Source organism: Pleomorphochaeta caudata, from assembly GCF_055395745.1.
This window is the reverse complement of the sequence record NZ_AP042458.1, coordinates 557,000-575,391: the sequence shown is the minus strand read 5'-3', so window position 1 is coordinate 575,391 and position 18,392 is coordinate 557,000. Positions and strand designations below refer to the sequence as shown.

Below are 18,392 nucleotides of genomic sequence, written 5' to 3'. Positions count from 1 at the left end.
GCAAGTGAAAAATTGTGTACTATTGATGTAAAAAATTTTATATTTTTAGATTGTTGCGCATATTATAAAAAAAGGTATAATAAAAATACTGATGAAAAAAAATGTTGAGAAAGGATATCCATACAGAAATAGAGACATATTAGTTATTGATTTAACTAAAGATGAATATAGTTTTGTTAGTATTTCTGAAGAGATTGGAAAGCAATATCATGGAGGAAGAGCTTTAGCTTATAAGCTCTGGGATGATTATGCAAACTGGGAAACTATAAATGAAAACTGTTTATATGTAGGTGCCCCAATTATAATAACACTCGGTGTTTCTAATGATTTGGGTTTCAATTTTTCCTCAAGTTCAACATTAATGTCTTATTCTTTAGAAAGTAAATCTGTTGTAACTTATAATTTTTCTTCAAAAAAATTATCTTTAGCTATTAGCTCTTTAGGTTTTTGTGCAATTGTTATAAAGGGTAGAGCTAGACGATTAACAAAAATAGAAATATTTAGAAATAAAATCAATATTGATTTGTGTGAAACTTTTCATAATCTTTCCACAAGAGAAATTGAGAGAGAACATGAAACTGCCGCCAGTTTAATTTCTATTGGGGCTTCTGGAGAAAATAGGTCAATATATTCATCAATTAATATTGATTCACAAAATGTTGGAAGAGCTGGTATTGGAGCAATATTTGGTGAAAAAAATTTAAAATGTGTAGCAATATATAATAATGAACAAGTTATAAGAACCCCTTATTATGATAGATACGTAGATGAAGTATTTAAATATTTTGATAATAAACCTAAAGTGAATTATTTAAATTCTGCAAATGAATTGGGTTGGGGCGCAATCGAAAGTTTTCAATACAGGTATGATCCTCGTCTTTGGGGATTAGGTAGCGAGTTAACAAAAGATTGTACATTAGATTGGTTAAATGCTTTAGCTTTAGGCGCTAATATTGGAATATACGATTATAATAAAGTTGAGATTTTACAAGAGAAATGTTTAGATTTAGCACTAGATCCATTCTCAGTAAGTATTTTTTTAAATTGGGCTTTATTTGCAGAAGACCAAGGTATTATAGATTTAAAGATTGATAAAAATATTAAATTTTTGAATAGACTAATTTTACTTTTAGAAGCTTTAAGTAGTGCAAAAGGATCTTTCTCTTCAATCAATGAAAGTGTAAGTAATTTAGCAGAAAAATATGGATTTGATAAAAATAATTTTACTTCTTTTGGAAAAGAATTATTACCTTTAGATTTAAGAGGTTTAAATGCTTTTTCTATTGCTGTAGCTATAGATGATGATACTTTTGTTCCTTGGGAAATGTTTAGAGAATTAAATAAAAAAGATAGCGCAAAAGCATTATTTTATTCACAAATATATAGAGAAATCTGTGAATCTTTAGGAATTAGTTGGAAGAATGTTCTTTACTTAGCTAATATTGATGGTAGCTATAAAAAAGAAAATAATAAATTTATAAAAATATTATTAAAGTTATTCGCTTTATCGGAAGGTTATAATATCAGTGAAGAACAATTGATTCAATTTGGTAAAGAAAGCTTTTTCCATAGAAGAGCAATTGAATGTCAAAGTAGAGATAATTGTAAATACTCAATTAGTAATATTCCAATATATTTTTTAACTAATCGTATTTGTAATTTTAAAAAAGAAAGCATTGTATCAATAGCAGGGGAATTAGATAAGTATCTTACAATTTTAGAATATGAGAAAGAAAAATTAAATATTCAAATTTAGTATTACTTTATTATCATAGAGAGTTCTAATTTCTATTTTATTTTTGTATAAGATAGCATAACTTGAATCAAATTCACCTCTAGGTCTGCTAAGACTTCCTGGATTTAAATTAATAACAGCATTTTTATCTTTAAATAATTTAACTACATGAGTATGTCCAGAAATAAATATATCTCCGTCTTCTAATTTATATGGGCTTTGGTAAGGATATTTTATTAAATCTCCATGAGTAATTAAAACTTGACGATTAAAGAAATTTTCTAATCTAACTCTAGGAGGAATATTAATATTTGAGATAGAAAAATCATATGCATTATCACAATTCCCTTTCACAATAAATAAATCATTGTTTAATGTAGAAAATAAATAAGCAAAGCTTTGACTATATGGAGTTAAATCCCCGCAAATAATAATAGGATTATTTTCACTTAATTCTATAAATTTTGAGAAAGCATTATAATCGCCATGAACATCTGAACAGATAAATATTTTTTCCATAATTACTATTTTTAATTGTATCCTATTGAAAGTTTTGTTGTTGAATTTAGTAATAGTCTTTACATAAATTCTTTTCTTATAAAAGAAATATATGCTAGATGAATTTGCTGTGTCAAGAAACATATATATTTATAGTTTTTGATATATAAAGGTGAAAATATTAATTTGCATTAATATATTATGTCTAATATAATATCATTAAATAGGTTTATGCATTTCTTGAGGAGTTTTATATGAAAAGGAAGAAATTAATTTGTAAGGATTTTCACGTCCTTTATTATCATGTTTGGGAACCAAAAGAAGAATGCGTGGCAGTTCTCCATATTCAGCATGGAATGGCAGAACATAGTTCAAGATATAATGATTTTGCAACCTTTTTGTGTGATAATGGTTTTAAAGTATATGCACAAGATCATAGAGGCCATGGGTATACTGGGGAAAAAGAAGTTTTAGGCTTTTTTGCTGAAGTAGATGGTTGGGAAAAAGTTGTAAGTGATGCAGAAGAATTGTCTTTAAAAATTAAGGCAGATAATGCTAATAAACCACTTTTTCTATTTGGTCATTCTATGGGTTCTTTTATAGCAAGAGTTTTGACTGCAAGAAATCCTGATTTGTATTGCGGAACTATTGTCATGGGAACTGGTGCTAATCCTGGATTAAAAGGAAAAATTGGAAAGTTGATTGCAAAAAACAGCATAAAAAAAATGGGTGCTCATACTTTAAATAAAAAGTTAAATAACATGACATTCGCTTCATATAATAAAAAATTTGATCCATCTGGATCAGAATTTCAATGGTTAAGCAGAGATAAAGAAGTTGTTGATAAGTATGAAAAAGATCCTTGGTGTGGTTTTGTTTGCTCGAATTCTTTCTATTTTGATTTATTAACTGGTGTTTTTGAGGCTAATGATATTAATTTAGCGAAAAGTATTGAAAAAAATTATCCAATACTGTTAATTAGTGGGAGTAAAGATCCTGTAGGTAATTACGGTAAAGGCGTATTAAAAGTCAAGAAACTTTATGAAAAAGCAGGATTAGAGAATGTTGATTTGTATTTAGTAGAAAATGCAAGACATGAGGTTTTAAATGAAATAGATAAAGAGAAAACTTATGAATATCTTTATTTATGGTTAAAGGATAAATTATAATAACATGGTAGTAAAAAAATCTTCCTCCAGTGAATTTAAAAGACGGGTTTATAGCGGAGTTCAAATTGGACGAATTTCTATAAACCATTTTCTAGCTGATAGATCTTTTGTTTCGGCTTCTGGGCTTGTATATACGACTCTGACAGCGTTGATTCCTGCTTTGACTGTATTCTTTACTTTCTTTGGTGCTCTAGGCGTTTTGACGCCGTTTAAAAGCTTTATAATTTCATCGATAAATGATTTTACAAATTATAATGTTGGAAGTGATGTAATAAATTTACTTACTGGTTATGCTCAAAATGCAACTAGTTTAGGTATTGTTGGGCTTGTTTCCTTTTTAATTACAATGATTTTATTGATTAATAGAGTATGGATAATTATTAATGGGATCTATAGAACTGCTGTAAACAGAAATATTATAAAAAGATTTGCGAACTTTATTTCTTTTTCAATTGTTGCAATTTTATTAATAGCTGCTTTTATTAATGTTCAATCGCGTTTAAGTGAGAGATATGTTGAATTAATGGGCTTAAAAACAGTTAGTGATACAGCAAAAGTTGTTAACCAATTATTACCATTTTTTATTTTGTGGATAGCAATTTTCTTATTAATATTTTTTGTACCAAATACAAAAGTTGAATTTTCAGCAGCAGCAGTTGGTTCTACCGTAGGTAGTATCATTGTTTTACTTGCTAACTATATATTCTTTAATTTATCAACCTTTGTAGTTAATTTATCAATTATTTATGGTTCTTTTGCGGCCTTTTTCTTATTCTTGGTTTGGTTTTATATGCTGTGGGTTATTCTTTTATTCTCGGTTAACCTTTCTTATGTTTATCAATTTAGACCTGATTTAGTACCAGTGGAAGGCCTTGCTCAATCTCCTGCAAGATTTATTTCTGAAGGAGTAAATATAATTATGTTGATTGGTGATAATTTTAGACAAGGAAAAGGTACTACCACTACTAGAGAAATGAATGAACGTTTAGCAATTCCTGATAAAAGGTTATATGGTTATTTAGATTATTTTGTATCCTTGAATTATCTAACTCCTACAAATAATGGTAAAACAGCTTTTATACCAGCAAGACCCTTGTCAGAAATTTATATTAAAGATATTGTTGATGGTCTATATGGCTTAAATAAGATTAGTTATGAAGATAAAGATACAGCTGGGGAAGCTATAGCTATACAAATTCATGGTCATGGAATTTCTTCTTTAGGTAAGTTAAATTTAGAAAATCTTTTAGAAAGAATTTAAGTTTGGAGTAGTATTATATGTATTTAGATATAGACGAATTAAAAAAAATAGATAACTTAACTTGGCATTCAATTCCAAGTGATAAATTTGGTATTATAAAAGACGAATGTTATAAAGTTGGTGATTATGAATTAATTATGTTAAGAAATCCTGTAACTATAAGTAATGAATCTTTAGTAGCGATTGAATATTCAATGATAGTAAAATTAAATGGGGATAATATTTTAACAGTTAATCTTGAAAAAGATGATTTGAGAGCTTTATCAAGTTCTTTTGGTTGTAAATTAAAGGATATGCAAGAAGAATATGATACCAAATCAAATTATGGACCAATACATACTGTTTTATATTCTTATGAGGATAAAGAAGATCTTGGTGTATATAATGGTGAAACTGATTTAATGAGTATTAAAATGTTTTTTATAGAATTGCTTATGGATACTTTAGATTGTGATGAGGAATTAGAACCTCTATTTGTCAATTAAAGTTGTTATGTAATGCAATTTTCTTTACAGATATTAGACCTCTTGCTAGTTTATTAGTAAGGGGTTTTTTATTTTGAATGTGTTGCTATTATCTAGAGATGGTCATTTGCGAACAATAATTAATAAAAGTATTCAAAATAAATGTGTGATGATAGCTTCAAATGAAAAATTGAAGTTATACATAAATAAACATCAAGAAATTGATTATTTTATAATCGATGAATTAATTTTTCCATCTATAAATCTTAATTTATTATTTTTTGAATTTTTAAATTCTAAATTTATTTTTTTATTGAAATATAATAAGGCAAATTTTGTTGAAAATGGGCGCTTTTTATTTACTAATAAACCTTTAACTGAAAATAAGATTAATTATATTCTTTCTAAGAAGAATAATAATGATTCAATAATAAAAACAGAATTCAATACGTTAATAGGTTCAAGTAAGATTATGGAAAATGTTCGTAAAGAAATAGTTTTATTAGCTAAGCAAAATTGTCCAATTATGTTAATTGGAGAAAGTGGTACAGGCAAAGAATTAGCAGCTAATATGATACATAACAATAGTGTTTATAATAAAAAGAATTTTGTAAGTATCAATTGTGCATTATTAAATTCTGATATATCAGATTCAATCCTTTTTGGACATAGAAAAGGCTCTTTTACTGGAGCAGATGAAGATACCGATGGATTATTGGATAAGGCTAATAATAATTCTCTTTTTTTTGATGAGATAGAAAATATATCTATAACTTGTCAAACAAAGCTATTAAGAGTATTTGAATTGGGAGAATATAGAAAGATTGGTGATAATGAAATATTAAAGAGTAATTTCAGATTAATTTGTGCCTCTAATAGAGATATAGAGGAATTGGTAAAAATAAAAAAATTTAGAGAAGATTTCTATTATCGAATAAGTGCTTTTCAAATTAGATTACCATCTTTAAATGAACATAAAGAGGATATTGATGAGTTAGTCTTTTATTATTTAAGTAAAAAAGATGATAAAAGAGTCTTAGAAAAAGACTTTATTAAAAAATTAAAAGAAAGAGATTGGAAGGGCAATGTCAGAGAATTAAATAGTGTTATTGAAAAAAGTAGGATTTTTAGTCCTTCCAATATAATTAGATTAAAGGATTAAAATTATTTATCAAAGTATTTATTTAAAGCTATTTTTGCAGAGTTAAATGCTAAGTCAATTTTTTTAATATCTTCTTTAATATTTAAATCTTTTAACTCATAACCTGTAATTTCATTCTCATCTTCAGGAAATAGTTTTTTAATAATTATTTCTGAATTTGATGTTTCAAAAGTAGCAATAAAGAAAATATCACAGGTTATATAATCAATATCTTTATAAGAGTAATTGTTTGTTGCACTAGTTAAATATTTGATGCTTTTTGGTGTTAATCCAATTTCTTCTTTACATTCTCTCATCGCCGCTTCTTCAGCACTTTCGCCTGGATCAACAAAACCTCCAGGTACTGCAAGTTTTCCTTTTTGAGGATCTTTACCTCTTTTGATTAATAAAATTTTTTGTTTATTTTCTTTATCTTTTAAAATTATAATTAGTCCTACTGCAGCAGCAACATTATTGTATAATGATAAGTTACATTCACTACAACTCCATTTTCTGTTATTAATATATTCTAATGTTTCTTTACCACAATTAGGGCAGTATTTTAAATCTTTCATGAGTTTCTCCTAAGTATCAATTCTTTCTAATGGCATGCTCATGCATCTTGGACCACCCCGTCCTCTAGATAGTTCTGAGCTAGGAATTTCTAAAGTTTGAATTCCATAATCTTGTAGTATTTTATTTGTTATAGTGTTCCTGTCATACACAATTACCTTTCCTGGAGCAATACATAGAGTATTTGAGCCATCGTTCCATTGTTCTCTTGCAGAGGCAATATAATCATTTCCTCCACAGCTTATAAGCTGAATATCATCTCTTTCTAGCTGTTGAGATAATAGAGGTTTTAATCCGTTAAAATATTCTTCAACTTTAAGGTATCCATTTTCTTTTGGTGTCATTATAAAGATTCTCAAGTTATCAAGAATATTTGGATGAATGACAAATTTATTAATATCTACTTGAGTGAAAACTGTATCTAAGTGCATATATGCTCTTATGTTTGGAATATCTAATGCGATAATTTTATTAACTTTGCTTTGTGGATGCTTAAATAAATTAATAGCTAATCTTTCTATAGCTTCTGAGGAAGTTCTTTGAGAGAGCCCAATTAATAATAAATTTTCATTAATATTTAAAATATCACCACCTTCAATATTATGAGGAATATCATTGGTATAAAATATTGGGGTTTTATTATATTCTGGATGATATTTAAATATATATTTTCCAAATATAGTCTCACGTCTTCTAGTCCTTGAATACATGTGGTTTATTGTAACACCATTGCCAATAGTAGCAAAAGAATCCCTAGTAAAATATAGATTTGGAATTGGATCTAATGCAAAACTAGTTCTTGAATCATTCAATAATGAAGAGAGTGGGTTTCTTTCTTTTTTTTCAAGTTGATTTGCTTTTATCCCACCCATTATTGAAAGAATTAAATCATGTGTGTTTTCAAAATCTAATAAATATGAAGTTAATTCCTTTTCATAAGTGTGAGCAATAGAATTATAACTTTCTTTAATTAATTCCTTAATAAATTCTTTCTTTATATCAAAATCAATATCTAAGGTTTCTGTGATTAATCTTGAAAGACGAATTACTTGTACACCGTTTTTTACTAGAATATTTGAGAAGGTGTCATGTTCTTGTTTAGCAACTTTTAGATAAGGAATATCATCGAATAATAAAGTTTCAAGAGCTTCAGGTGTTAGTTGTTCAAGTTCTACTCCAGGTCTATGTAATAAAACTTTTTTTAATGTTCCAGTTTCTGATTTAACATTTATCATGTTTGCTCCTACTTTTTAAATTTACTCCATATATAATAGTTTTACAATAAAATACTCCTGATTTTTATTTCAGGAGTAAATTTAAGATTAATATTTGTTAGGTCTCAATATTAAAGTAATTTGCTTAATTTCTTTTCGAATATATTTTATGATAAGTTTTAGGATTTGTCATCAAAAAAAATAGACTAAGAATTTTCTTAGCCTATTTTGTATCAATTTGTATAATTTATTGCTTATGCAGTTTCTCTAACCTTATCTTTTGGTAAGATAATATTTAATAAAATTGCAAAAATTGCAGCAGGAACGATTCCTGAACCACCAAAGATTAATTGAATAACTTGTGGTAGGTGAGTTAGTGTTCCTTCTGTGCTACCAAGCCCATAACCAAGACCTAGAGAAACAATTAAAATAGTTACGTTTCTATTTGTAATTGGTTCTTTAGTGATTAATTGGATACCACTTACAGCAATAGATGCGAACATCATTACTGCAGCACCACCTAATACACTGTTAGGCATGATTGAAACGATAGCAGCTAGTTTAGGGAAGAATCCACAACATAGTAAGAATACTCCACCAACAAAAATAACAAATCTATTTACAATTCCTGTCATTCCTACAAGACCAACGTTTTGAGAGAATGAAGTATTTGGTAATACACCAAAAATAGATGCTAATGAAGATCCAAGACCATCACACATTACACTACCAGATAATTCTTTATCTGTAGCTTCTCTTTTTAGACCACCTTGAGTAATACCTGATACGTCACCGATAGTTTCAACAGCTGTAACAATAAACATAATTAACATTGGAATAATTGCTCTTATGTCGAAAACTAATTTTACAGGCATGAGCTTTGGAATAGAGAACCAACCTGCATTATTAACTTTATGCCATTGTAAAACCCAAGATTTTGTAACTTCTTGACCATCAAGCATGAAAGTATTTGCTACTGTTGCTGTCATAATTGCTGCAACAATATAACCAACTACAATACCAATTAAAATTGAAGTTGCACTAACGAAACCACCAAAACGGTGCTTAAAATATACAATTACAATTAAAACTAAAGTTGCTATGAATAAGTTACCTAAAGAACCAAAATCCTTTGCGCCAACACCACCAGCATAGTATTTAATACCTACGCTAATTAAAGATAATCCAATAGATAGAACTACTGTACCTGTAACAATTGGGGGGAAAAATCTTCTTAAAGGTTTTAAGAAAAATCCTAAAATGCCTTCGAAAAGGCCTCCAATTAATGATGCTCCAAGGATTGCTCCAAAAGCAACAACACCTCCACCCATAGTTGCAACTATGCTTTTTGCAACTCCGATGAAACCTGAACTTGTGCCCATAACGATTGGTAGTTTACCGCCAACAGGACCAACCCCTAATACTTGAATCAAAGTTACGATTCCAGCAATTATCATTGCATTTTGAATAATTGTGATTTGTAATGGTGTTCCAGCTGTAATACCACACATACCAGCAATAATAATAATTGGAGTTAAGTTTCCTGCAAACATAGCTAGTATGTGTTGAAGCCCTAAAGGTATAGCTTCTTTTACAGGAACGGGTCCGTCTAGTTTATAGACATTCTCATTGATTTCTTTTGCCATATAAAAATCTCCTTAATAATACCGAGATAGTATAAAAGCAATTTTTTTTATATGTAAAGGGAAAAGATAAAAAAATATTGAAAAAAATTGAACGAAAATAATTTTTTATATATAAAATTATATTTACATCAAATTTTAATCAATATTTTGAGTTTTAGATAAATTAGTTTAATAGTGTATTATTTAGGAAAATAAACTTATGAATAGTCTTTTATAAGATCTTTAAGCACTGATTCATTTTTAATTTTGCCTTCAGATTTGTATAAAATTTCTCCATTTTTAAATAAATATATTCCTGGAATTGAATATATTTTAAATTGATCAACTATATCTCTTTCGTAATCGACATTAACACTAGTAAATAAAGTGTTAGATTTGTTATCTCTTTCTAAAGCTTCAAGTATTTCTTTCTGAATCGTGCAAGGACCACACCAAGGGGCCCAAAAATCGACTAGAATCAAATTTTCATTTTTATTTATAAATGTATTAAAGGTTTCGTTTGTTAATTCTTTCATATTTATATATTAATAAAATCTAAAAATTTTTTCAGTGATAAAGTCTCATAAAAAAACCATTGCAGTTTAAGAAATATAATTTCATAGCAATGGTTTTTAAATTAATATAAAGGGTGTATTTATATATTAATTATTTGTTACTGTTAAGGTGATTTCAGAAGTATAAGTACCAGCAGGTGTAGTTGCTAAATTGGGGGAATTTGTTCCGTTCCAAGCAACTGCAAAAGATGTTCCGGTATATTGTCCCAGTCCAACAGGGTTAGCTGCTGCAATTGTTATATCCCAACCATTAACTGTATCGTAACCTGTGATAGTTGGTACAACACCTGTATCAAATTGACCATTAGCAAATGAAGTAGCTGAAGCTGTTACATTAACAGACTTTGTAGAAGAAGCTCTACCAGTTCCAAAGAAATAGAAGTTTTTTGTTGTTACAGAACCAAAAACATCCCAAGCCTCAGTCTCAGATTTTCTAATTGTATCAGTTACTAAATCGGCAGTTGCATCATTGTCACCGTATTTCAATAATAACCCTTGAGCTAGTTCACTAGCCTTAGCTTCAACATAAAATGAAGAATTTTCACTTCCAGATGGATCAGTTGGTAAGGTTACAACACCATTAGTAATAGTTGCTGCAAAAAGACTTGCTGAAATTGAGAGCAAAAAAATAGATAATAGAATTACTTTTTTCATGTTTTTCTCCTTATTACTATTATTGTTAAATATTCATATAAGCACATATAATATTTTCAAATAAGCACAACTTAAAAATAGTTTACAAAATCACATATGTCAATAGTAATAATGTCCCAAAAGTCTAATTTTTCAAATCTTTAATTACTGCTTTAATTGATTTTTCAATTATTCTAGGGTGGTAGGAGAGGTATTTTGTAGCTTTTTTATGAGAAAAGTTTGGGCTATTATTCAGTGTATAAATTGAATAGGAAGAAAAAAGTGCAGGTTTTTTTAACATTTTATAATATAGTTCTGACAAAGGTGCCAAGAATTTTGCTAACTCTGTAGGTAATTTAACAAGCTTTTTCTTAATGTTTAAATCTTTAAAAATTAATTCAATAAAATCTTTAACTTTTACAAAAGAGTTGGATAGAATGAAATTTTCATTTTCTATATCACTTATCGCTAAGTTAGCAATAAAGGTTGCAACATCTCTTACATCAACCATATCATAGCCGCCATCTATATAACTAAAAAGTTTATTATGCAAACAGTCTTTTATTACAGAATTAAGATGGTTATTGCCAAAATCTTTAGGGCCAAGAATTCCAGTTGGGAATATTATATTGATTGGTAAGTTTTTTCTTTCTTGTTCCATAATTTTAGTTGTAATTGCTTTAGTTTTTGCATAAGGTCCAACAACTTTATCAGGATCAATGATTGAGGATTCATCAATGTTTTTATAACTATCTACAAAGGCGTGAACAGAACTAACATAGATTAAAGGAAAGTTTTTTTTCTTACACATGGTAAGAATATTTATAGATCCGTTAACATTAACATTGTACAAAGACTCAGTCATCTTATTTGAAACATTGATAATTCCTGCAGTATGAATAACTTTAGCGTTTTCAACAGTAAAGAAATCTTCTAAGGTTTCAATTTTTGTGACATCACCATAAAAGACTTCTTCGATTATAGGTGTTTTATAATTTGAATTTGGTAATCTAAGACCTCTTACTTTTTTGCCTTTTTTTAATAACTTTCTAACAACCCAACTTCCTAAATGGCCATCAGAACCTGTAACTAAATATGTATATTCCATAAGCCACCTCCACTCTAATTTTTTTCTATTTAATTTATAAATCAAGTTGAAAAATAATTAATTGAGTGGAGATTTAGTGAAGTAAAATGTTGCTTATATGGTAAATTAAATTATTAAACTATTTCAAAACTAATGGACCAAGAGTCTTCTATACCATGATATAGATATTGTTCGTGTATTGGGGCACCCCAAGTATCATCTCCAGCAATACCACTTTGGCCATGTAAGATTCTAATTGAATTAAAATTATGTTGTTTTAAATCTTCAAAATGTTTTGCTTCTTCTAGTTCGTGTGAAGAATAAGGTAAGAAAGAAGCTTCAAAAATCGTAGAAGTAGTAATTCTTAATCCATGATTGTCTTTATCTAAAAGTTCTATATATCTTAAATCAGTTTTATTTCCACATTCTTGAGGATTTACATATTTTACATATTGATCATCAATAGATTCTTCTTTGAATCCTATTAATGAAGATTCTTTTCTATCAATATAAGCTTCTCCTTTGGTATTACCAAAATATCTTATTTTGTTATATTGGCTATTAAGTGCAAAACTGAGGCCAAAACATGGCATGTCACTTGAATCTTTTGTTAATTTTTTCACATTTATTTGCATCTTACCTGTGTTTTCAAAAGAGTAAGTTATTTCAAAGTTTTGGTCATAGCATAAGACTTCAAAGATTGCTTTTTTTTCTTCCATATCAACTTTGACTAACTTTTGATAGAGTGAACGTAATTTATTTACTGCCCATTTGAAAGAATTATTATTTGCTAAATCATTACTGTTTGGAGCTCTCCAAAATTCTAGACTTATTGGTTTTTCTAGAATGTTTATTTGATTTAATAAAATTCCGTTCGCTTTTGTGCTTAAATATTTTATTAAAAACTGTCCTATATCCGTGTTACAGCCTACATTGTCCTTTCCCCAAATTAGTTTTTTAGAATCGGAGATTTTGGTAAAATATGGATTTAGATCTCTTTGCTTCAAATTTGTGAAACTGTTATCATTTATTAGATTTTGTTTTTCATCATATACAAATAAATTAATAATAATATCTTTATAAGATAATTCTTTAATCTTTAAATTAATCATATCTCCTGGTAGAAGATTTAATTTAAAAGAATTGTTATCAATTGTAGTTATATTATCAGTTTCAATAAAGTCTTCTAGGCTTTTATCTTTTATATACTTCCCATCTAATATTATTTCAGCTTTAAATGTAAATTTGTCTAAAGAGGTAAAACAGTATTCGTTTATAATAGTAATTGAATCAATATTGTTTTCAAAAACTATAGGAGAGTAAAGTTTTTTTATCTCTTTTAATTTAAAGCTTTCTTCATATTTTGAGGATATTATTCCATTGCAACAAAAATCGGCATCGGTTGGAAATTTTCCTTTTAACCCCCCATAAACTAATTCTTTACTATTAAAACTAAGACTTTGATCTATAAAATCCCAAATAAATCCACCATGGTAATTTTCATATTTTCTTGCTAAATCTGTATATTCTTTTAAGTTCCCACAAGAATTTCCCATAGCATGTGAATATTCACAAAGCATGAAAGGTTTTTTAGGATGTTCAATTAGAAACTTTTCAATATCTTTAGGTTTCGTATACATTTGAGATTCAACATCACTAATAGCTTCATATTCAGAATCGTAAGATACATTTTCATAATGTATTATTCTATTACCGAATTTTTTTAGTAATTTACTGACATCAAGTAAATTGGTACCATCACTACTTTCGTTACCACAGGAAAACATAATAATGCTTGGATGGTTTTTATCACGTTGAGCCATATTGTTTGCTCTATCGATTGTACACTCATTCCATTCTTTTCTATTATAAGGAACTGCAATAGTATAATCTTTTACCCCATATGCATTGATTGTTGTACCATGTGATTCTATATTTACTTCGTCTATAACATAAAATCCCATTCTATTACAGAGAGAATAAAATATGTTTTGATTAGGGTAGTGAGAGGTTCTAATTGAATCTATATTATTTTCTTTCATTATTAATAAATCTTTTTTTATGTCCGAAAAATCTATAGCTTTTGCTTTATCTCTATTAAATTCGTGTCTGTTTACACCATGGAAAACTAATCTTTTATTATTCAAATAGATTACATTTTTTATTACTTCAATTTTTCTATAGCCAAATTCAAGAGCACATTCATATATATTATTTTTCTCTTCTAATACAAAAAATAATGTATATAGATATGGTGTTTCATGATTATATAACTTAATTTTTCCCATATTGTAATTAAGGCTTATTTGTTCTTCATTATCTATTTCTTTCTCAATAATTAAGTTCCCTTTTTTTATTTTATTAATAGAAAAGTCTTCTAAATTAATTTTGTCAGATTTAATTTCTGCATTACTTAAAAAGATTGATAATTTGCTATTAGATTTTTTATTTAATTTTAAATTTATTTTTAAATTCCCATCTTCTAAGTTAGATGAGAGTTCTGGATTAACAAATACATCTGAGATGAAAACTTTAGGAAGAAATTCTAGATTTACTGGTCTGAAAATTCCACTTAATCTCCAAAAATCTTGGTCTTCTAACCAACTTCCACTGCAATAATGAGTAACAATGCAACTTATTAAATTTTCTCCAGATTTAAGATATTTATTAATTTCAAATGATGAAGGAGTAAAAGAGTCTTCTTTATATCCTACATATTGTTCATTAATAAATAAGGCGAGGGAAGTCTCAACTCCTTCAAAAGTTAAATGAATAATATTTGATTCTATTTCTTCCTTGTTGAGAGTTATAGTTTTTTGATAAATAGCAACAAGATTATCGATTTCAGGTACTTGAGGTGGTTTAATATTTTCTTTTGCATCCCAAGGATATTGGGTGTTTGTGTATTGTGGTATATCAAAGCCTTGGATTTGTAAATTTGATGGAACTTTAATTTGATCAGGATTAGACAATTTCTCTCCTGATAATAAGTTTGATGGAACTTCTTGAGGGTTTTTAAAGCATTTAATATCCCATAATCCATTTAAGGAATGTATTTTATGAGATGTAAATAAATTGCTATGAGAAGCAATCGTTCCTTCATTAAATTTTGTTAAGTCTTCTAAATAGCTAAAATTGAACATAGTCAGTCCTTTTTGAATCTAATAAATTAGTTTTTCTTAAAAATAGAATATCATAACTAATTACTATATTGTGAAAAATACTTAATTATTTGAAACTTAATTTCAATTATATTAGGAATTTAAATACTTTAATATATTTTTGTATAGTAAAATAATAAATATTGTACTATCATTAATTGTTAATTCTTTATTAATTTACTCACATATAGAAAAAGTGTGTTATTATATAAGTGTAGTAATAGCAAAATGATAAGGAGGTTTTTTATGGATTTTGATATTAATCAAGTTATGAGAGAGGCTATCAAATTAGCATGGAAATCAAGAGAGCATAATAATCATCCTTTTGGTGCTCTTTTAGTTGATTCGACTGGTAAGATTCTGCTTGAGGCTGAAAATACTGTTGATAAAGATATGGATGTTACATCTCACGCTGAAATGAACTTAATTTCGATGGCAACAAAGAAATATAATAAGGAATTTCTAAAGAATTGTGTTATCGTTTGTAGTGCAGAACCTTGTGCTATGTGTACTGGAGCTATTTATTGGTCAAACATTGGAACTATAATTTATGGAATTAGTTCTCAATGGCTTTATGAAATAAGTGATCCAGAGCATAAAAATTCTTTAAATATTTCTTGTAGAGAAGTTTTAGAAAGTGGTTCTAGAAAAGTGAAGGTAATAGGTCCAGTTCTTGAAGAAGAAGCTAGAGAACCGCATTTTGACTTTTGGAAATTTGACAATTAAAAAAAATTAGGAGTTTTATCATGGTGTTGTGGGTAATTTTGGCTATAGTTTTAATTATTTTGATAGTTTATATTTCTATTTATAATAAAATTATTAAAATGAATAATAGAATTGAAGCATCATTTGCTCAAATTGATGCTCATTTGAAACAAAGATATGATTTAGTACCCAATTTGGTTGAAATCGTTAAAGGTTATGCTAAACATGAGAAAGAAACATTAACAAGTGTTATTGAAGCTAGAAATATGGCTATTGGCGCTAGTTCAATCGAAGAGAAAGAAGCTGCAAATAAAACTTTAGCAGGTGCTCTAAAAAGTGTTTTCGCTTTAGCTGAAAGTTACCCAGATTTGAAAGCAAATGAAGGCTTTGTAAAATTGCAAACTCAATTGACTAATATTGAAGAGCAGATATTACAAGCTAGAAAATATTATAATGCTGTAGTTAGAGAATTTAATAATTTAGTAGAAGTATTCCCTTCTTCTATTGTTGCAAATATGATGCATAAAAAGAAAATGAATTATTTAGAAGTTGAAGAAACAGAAAGGAAAAGGGTTGATATAAAATTCTAATGGAGTTTGCATGAAAACTAATAAAAGAATAGTTTTGTTAATCGTTTCTTTATTTGTTTCTATTGTTTCTTTATTTGCAAATTATAGAATTGTCGATTATAAAATAAATGTTAATGTTAATGAAAATTATGTGCTTAATGTAAAAGAAGATTATGTCTTTGAGTTTGATACTCCAAGACATGGCTTTTATAGGGTTATTCCTTATCAAAATTATCCCAATCATAATATTAAAATAAGAAATATAAGGGTAAAAGGTGGAGACTATAGAACTGAAAGATCTGGGGGATTATTAACTATAAGAGTTGGGGATCCTGATGAAACAGTTTTAGGAAAAGTTAATTATTCAATTTCCTATGATTATGATATAGGTGTAGATACATATGCTGATTTTGATGAATTTTATTTTAATTTAATTGGTACAATGTGGGATTGTGAAATAAATAATGCTTCATTTGTGGTTAATTTTCCAAAACCAATAGATAAAGATAAAGTCTGGTTAACAGTAGGTAGTGCTAATACAGATAAGGTCAATAATTCTTTAATAACTATATCTAGTGATTTAAAGAGTATTAGTGGAAATATTAAAAACTTAGATGCAAGAGAAGGCGCTACTTTAAGAAGTGAATTTGAAGATGGTTACTTTGTTGGGGCTAGAGATTATAAAAAAACTATAAACTTAATGAAGTTTGTTTTAGCAATTGGTAATATTCTTCTTATGCTTTTAGGTTTTATAATTTTTAGTAAACATGGAAGAGATCAAAAACTAATTGAACAATCAAGGTTTGACGCTCCAAATGGTTTTACGCCCTTATCTTTAGATTATTTTTTGAATGGATTCTTTTCATCAAAAGCTTATTCAGCAAGTTTTATATATTGGGCAGATCAAGGATATATTGATATAAAACAATATGATGATGATAATATTGTATTAATTAGAAAAGTTGATTTTTTAGAAATAAAGCAACATAAGAAAAATGATTTAGACTATAAATTGTTTACAGCAATTTTTAGAGGGACCAATATTGGAGATGAAGTTAATTTAGAGAATATTGATAGTGAAGACTTAGGAACTTCTTTAAATAAACTTAAAAAAGCTGGAGAAAGAAAATTTGATTCAAGGCTTTTAAATGATTCTAAAGCTGCAAAAATGAGAGTATTAATTCTATTATTTGCTTTTATTTCAGCTGGTTTATCATTTCTATTTACTTATTCAGTATCCTCAATCTTCATGCCATTAGGTTTAGTTGGTTCATTCTTCTATATTGTTTTTGCAATTATTTTATTAGCTCCAATAAATTCTAAATGGGCTTTGTTCAAGTGGCCAAAAAGATTTTTTATAATTTTAGCAACCGCTATATTAACAGTCCTTTATGGTTTAATGAATTTTATTAATGTTTATTTACTTAATTTAGTAGATTTTAAAGTTAATTTATTTGTATCAGTTATATCAGCAATTTCAATGTTAGCTTTAATTTTACTATTCTGTTTAACGGAAAAAAGAAGTGTTTTCACTCAGACTGTTTTAGAACAATTATTAGGTTATATTTCATTTTTGAAATTAGTTGAAGTAGATCAAATAGAAAAGATGATTGAAGACAATCCTCAGTTATATTTCAAACATTTATCTTATGCTCAAGTATTAGATTTGACAAAAACTTGGGAACATAAATTTGCTAATTTTGAAATTGCACAACCTTCTTGGTATATAGCACCAACTTATGGTTTCTATTCATATCATAGAATTAATACAATTTCTAATAGCTTGAATAAATCTTTGAATGTTCCTTTAGCTGAGTATGCAAAAGCTCATTCAAGTCATTCTTCATCAGGCTCTTCATTCTCTGGTTTCTCAGGCTCTGTTGGTGGCGGAGCTGGAGGCGGCGGCGGTGGCGCTTGGTAGAAAAATATTTTAAAAAAAATAATCCATTTGTTAATAGTTTATTAACAGATGGATATTTTTA

The 18,392-nt window shown here is 27.7% G+C and carries 16 protein-coding genes; 8 read left to right on the top strand and 8 right to left on the bottom strand.

The genetic code is table 11. The features are described 5' to 3' along the window. Positions 1-91: 91 nt before the first annotated feature. Positions 92-1,756: an aldehyde ferredoxin oxidoreductase N-terminal domain-containing protein gene (locus tag ACZ5RS_RS02635; protein WP_464637328.1), complete on the top strand. Its 1,665-nt coding sequence runs from the start codon at positions 92-94 to the stop codon at positions 1,754-1,756. Here ACZ5RS_RS02635 and ACZ5RS_RS02630 read toward each other — a convergent pair. Next, positions 1,739-2,377 carry a YfcE family phosphodiesterase gene (locus ACZ5RS_RS02630; RefSeq protein WP_464637327.1) on the bottom strand — a complete coding sequence of 213 codons (639 nt, stop codon included), beginning with the start codon at positions 2,375-2,377 and terminating at the stop codon, positions 1,739-1,741. The two genes, ACZ5RS_RS02635 and ACZ5RS_RS02630, sit on opposite strands and share 18 nt — an antisense overlap. A 110-nt stretch (positions 2,378-2,487) precedes the next feature. Between ACZ5RS_RS02630 and ACZ5RS_RS02625 the strand changes: the two genes are divergently transcribed. The 4 genes from ACZ5RS_RS02625 (at position 2,488) to ACZ5RS_RS02610 (ending at position 6,289) form a co-directional block, all read left to right on the top strand. Further along, entirely contained in the window at positions 2,488-3,402 is a 915-nt protein-coding gene (locus ACZ5RS_RS02625; RefSeq protein WP_464637326.1) for an alpha/beta hydrolase, read from the top strand. A 4-nt stretch (positions 3,403-3,406) separates the two neighbouring features. Then, on the top strand, positions 3,407-4,663 hold the full coding sequence (locus tag ACZ5RS_RS02620; protein WP_464637325.1) for a YihY/virulence factor BrkB family protein: 1,257 nt from the start codon (positions 3,407-3,409) through the stop codon (positions 4,661-4,663). Between the two features lie 17 nt (positions 4,664-4,680). Then, positions 4,681-5,148 (top strand): hypothetical protein, encoded by a 468-nt coding sequence (locus ACZ5RS_RS02615; RefSeq protein ID WP_464637324.1) that lies wholly within the window; start codon positions 4,681-4,683, stop codon positions 5,146-5,148. 79 nt (positions 5,149-5,227) lie between these two features. After that, positions 5,228-6,289, top strand: coding sequence for a sigma-54-dependent transcriptional regulator (locus ACZ5RS_RS02610; RefSeq protein WP_464638927.1), 1,062 nt, complete (start codon positions 5,228-5,230; stop codon positions 6,287-6,289). 2 nt (positions 6,290-6,291) lie between these two features. Here the strand turns inward: ACZ5RS_RS02610 and ACZ5RS_RS02605 are convergent, their stop codons facing one another. The 7 genes from ACZ5RS_RS02605 to ACZ5RS_RS02575 form a co-directional block, all read right to left on the bottom strand. Next, positions 6,292-6,843, bottom strand: a complete 552-nt coding sequence (locus ACZ5RS_RS02605) for an NUDIX hydrolase (protein ID WP_464637323.1) — start codon at positions 6,841-6,843, stop codon at positions 6,292-6,294. A 9-nt stretch (positions 6,844-6,852) separates the two neighbouring features. After that, complete coding sequence (arcA, locus tag ACZ5RS_RS02600; RefSeq protein ID WP_464637322.1) at positions 6,853-8,076, bottom strand: arginine deiminase; 1,224 nt, start codon at positions 8,074-8,076, stop codon at positions 6,853-6,855. A 233-nt stretch (positions 8,077-8,309) separates the two neighbouring features. Then, on the bottom strand, positions 8,310-9,701 hold the full coding sequence (locus tag ACZ5RS_RS02595; RefSeq protein ID WP_464637321.1) for a uracil-xanthine permease family protein: 1,392 nt from the start codon (positions 9,699-9,701) through the stop codon (positions 8,310-8,312). A gap of 197 nt (positions 9,702-9,898) precedes the next feature. Then, entirely contained in the window at positions 9,899-10,216 is a 318-nt protein-coding gene (locus tag ACZ5RS_RS02590; protein ID WP_464637320.1) for a thioredoxin family protein, read from the bottom strand. Between the two features lie 126 nt (positions 10,217-10,342). Further along, entirely contained in the window at positions 10,343-10,909 is a 567-nt protein-coding gene (locus ACZ5RS_RS02585) for a hypothetical protein (protein ID WP_464637319.1), read from the bottom strand. Between the two features lie 124 nt (positions 10,910-11,033). Next, positions 11,034-11,996, bottom strand: a complete 963-nt coding sequence (locus ACZ5RS_RS02580; RefSeq protein ID WP_464637318.1) for an NAD-dependent epimerase/dehydratase family protein — start codon at positions 11,994-11,996, stop codon at positions 11,034-11,036. 113 nt (positions 11,997-12,109) lie between these two features. After that, a complete protein-coding gene (locus ACZ5RS_RS02575; protein ID WP_464637317.1) occupies positions 12,110-15,118 on the bottom strand; it encodes a glycoside hydrolase family 2 TIM barrel-domain containing protein in 3,009 nt (1,002 codons plus the stop codon). 264 nt (positions 15,119-15,382) lie between these two features. Here ACZ5RS_RS02575 and ACZ5RS_RS02570 point away from each other — a divergent pair, with 264 nt between their 5' ends. From ACZ5RS_RS02570 to ACZ5RS_RS02560, 3 genes are all read left to right on the top strand, one after another. After that, the gene (locus ACZ5RS_RS02570) at positions 15,383-15,862 is read left to right on the top strand and encodes a nucleoside deaminase (protein ID WP_464637316.1); all 480 of its coding nucleotides are present in this window, start codon (positions 15,383-15,385) and stop codon (positions 15,860-15,862) included. Positions 15,863-15,960: 98 nt separating this feature from the next. Beyond that, complete coding sequence (locus tag ACZ5RS_RS02565; RefSeq protein WP_464637315.1) at positions 15,961-16,431, top strand: LemA family protein; 471 nt, start codon at positions 15,961-15,963, stop codon at positions 16,429-16,431. A 10-nt stretch (positions 16,432-16,441) separates the two neighbouring features. Then, positions 16,442-18,331: a DUF2207 domain-containing protein gene (locus ACZ5RS_RS02560; RefSeq protein WP_464637314.1), complete on the top strand. Its 1,890-nt coding sequence runs from the start codon at positions 16,442-16,444 to the stop codon at positions 18,329-18,331. The last annotated feature ends 61 nt before the right edge of the window (positions 18,332-18,392 follow it).

Coding starts and splice junctions, on each gene's coding strand:
- ACZ5RS_RS02635 (WP_464637328.1), top strand. CDS start 92: ATGAAAAAAAATGTTGAGAAAGGATATCCATACAGAAATAGAGACATA.
- ACZ5RS_RS02630 (WP_464637327.1), bottom strand. CDS start 2,377: ATGTTTCTTGACACAGCAAATTCATCTAGCATATATTTCTTTTATAAG.
- ACZ5RS_RS02625 (WP_464637326.1), top strand. CDS start 2,488: ATGAAAAGGAAGAAATTAATTTGTAAGGATTTTCACGTCCTTTATTAT.
- ACZ5RS_RS02620 (WP_464637325.1), top strand. CDS start 3,407: ATGGTAGTAAAAAAATCTTCCTCCAGTGAATTTAAAAGACGGGTTTAT.
- ACZ5RS_RS02615 (WP_464637324.1), top strand. CDS start 4,681: ATGTATTTAGATATAGACGAATTAAAAAAAATAGATAACTTAACTTGG.
- ACZ5RS_RS02605 (WP_464637323.1), bottom strand. CDS start 6,843: ATGAAAGATTTAAAATACTGCCCTAATTGTGGTAAAGAAACATTAGAA.
- arcA (WP_464637322.1), bottom strand. CDS start 8,076: ATGATAAATGTTAAATCAGAAACTGGAACATTAAAAAAAGTTTTATTA.
- ACZ5RS_RS02595 (WP_464637321.1), bottom strand. CDS start 9,701: ATGGCAAAAGAAATCAATGAGAATGTCTATAAACTAGACGGACCCGTT.
- ACZ5RS_RS02590 (WP_464637320.1), bottom strand. CDS start 10,216: ATGAAAGAATTAACAAACGAAACCTTTAATACATTTATAAATAAAAAT.
- ACZ5RS_RS02585 (WP_464637319.1), bottom strand. CDS start 10,909: ATGAAAAAAGTAATTCTATTATCTATTTTTTTGCTCTCAATTTCAGCA.
- ACZ5RS_RS02580 (WP_464637318.1), bottom strand. CDS start 11,996: ATGGAATATACATATTTAGTTACAGGTTCTGATGGCCATTTAGGAAGT.
- ACZ5RS_RS02575 (WP_464637317.1), bottom strand. CDS start 15,118: ATGTTCAATTTTAGCTATTTAGAAGACTTAACAAAATTTAATGAAGGA.
- ACZ5RS_RS02570 (WP_464637316.1), top strand. CDS start 15,383: ATGGATTTTGATATTAATCAAGTTATGAGAGAGGCTATCAAATTAGCA.
- ACZ5RS_RS02565 (WP_464637315.1), top strand. CDS start 15,961: ATGAATAATAGAATTGAAGCATCATTTGCTCAAATTGATGCTCATTTG.
- ACZ5RS_RS02560 (WP_464637314.1), top strand. CDS start 16,442: ATGAAAACTAATAAAAGAATAGTTTTGTTAATCGTTTCTTTATTTGTT.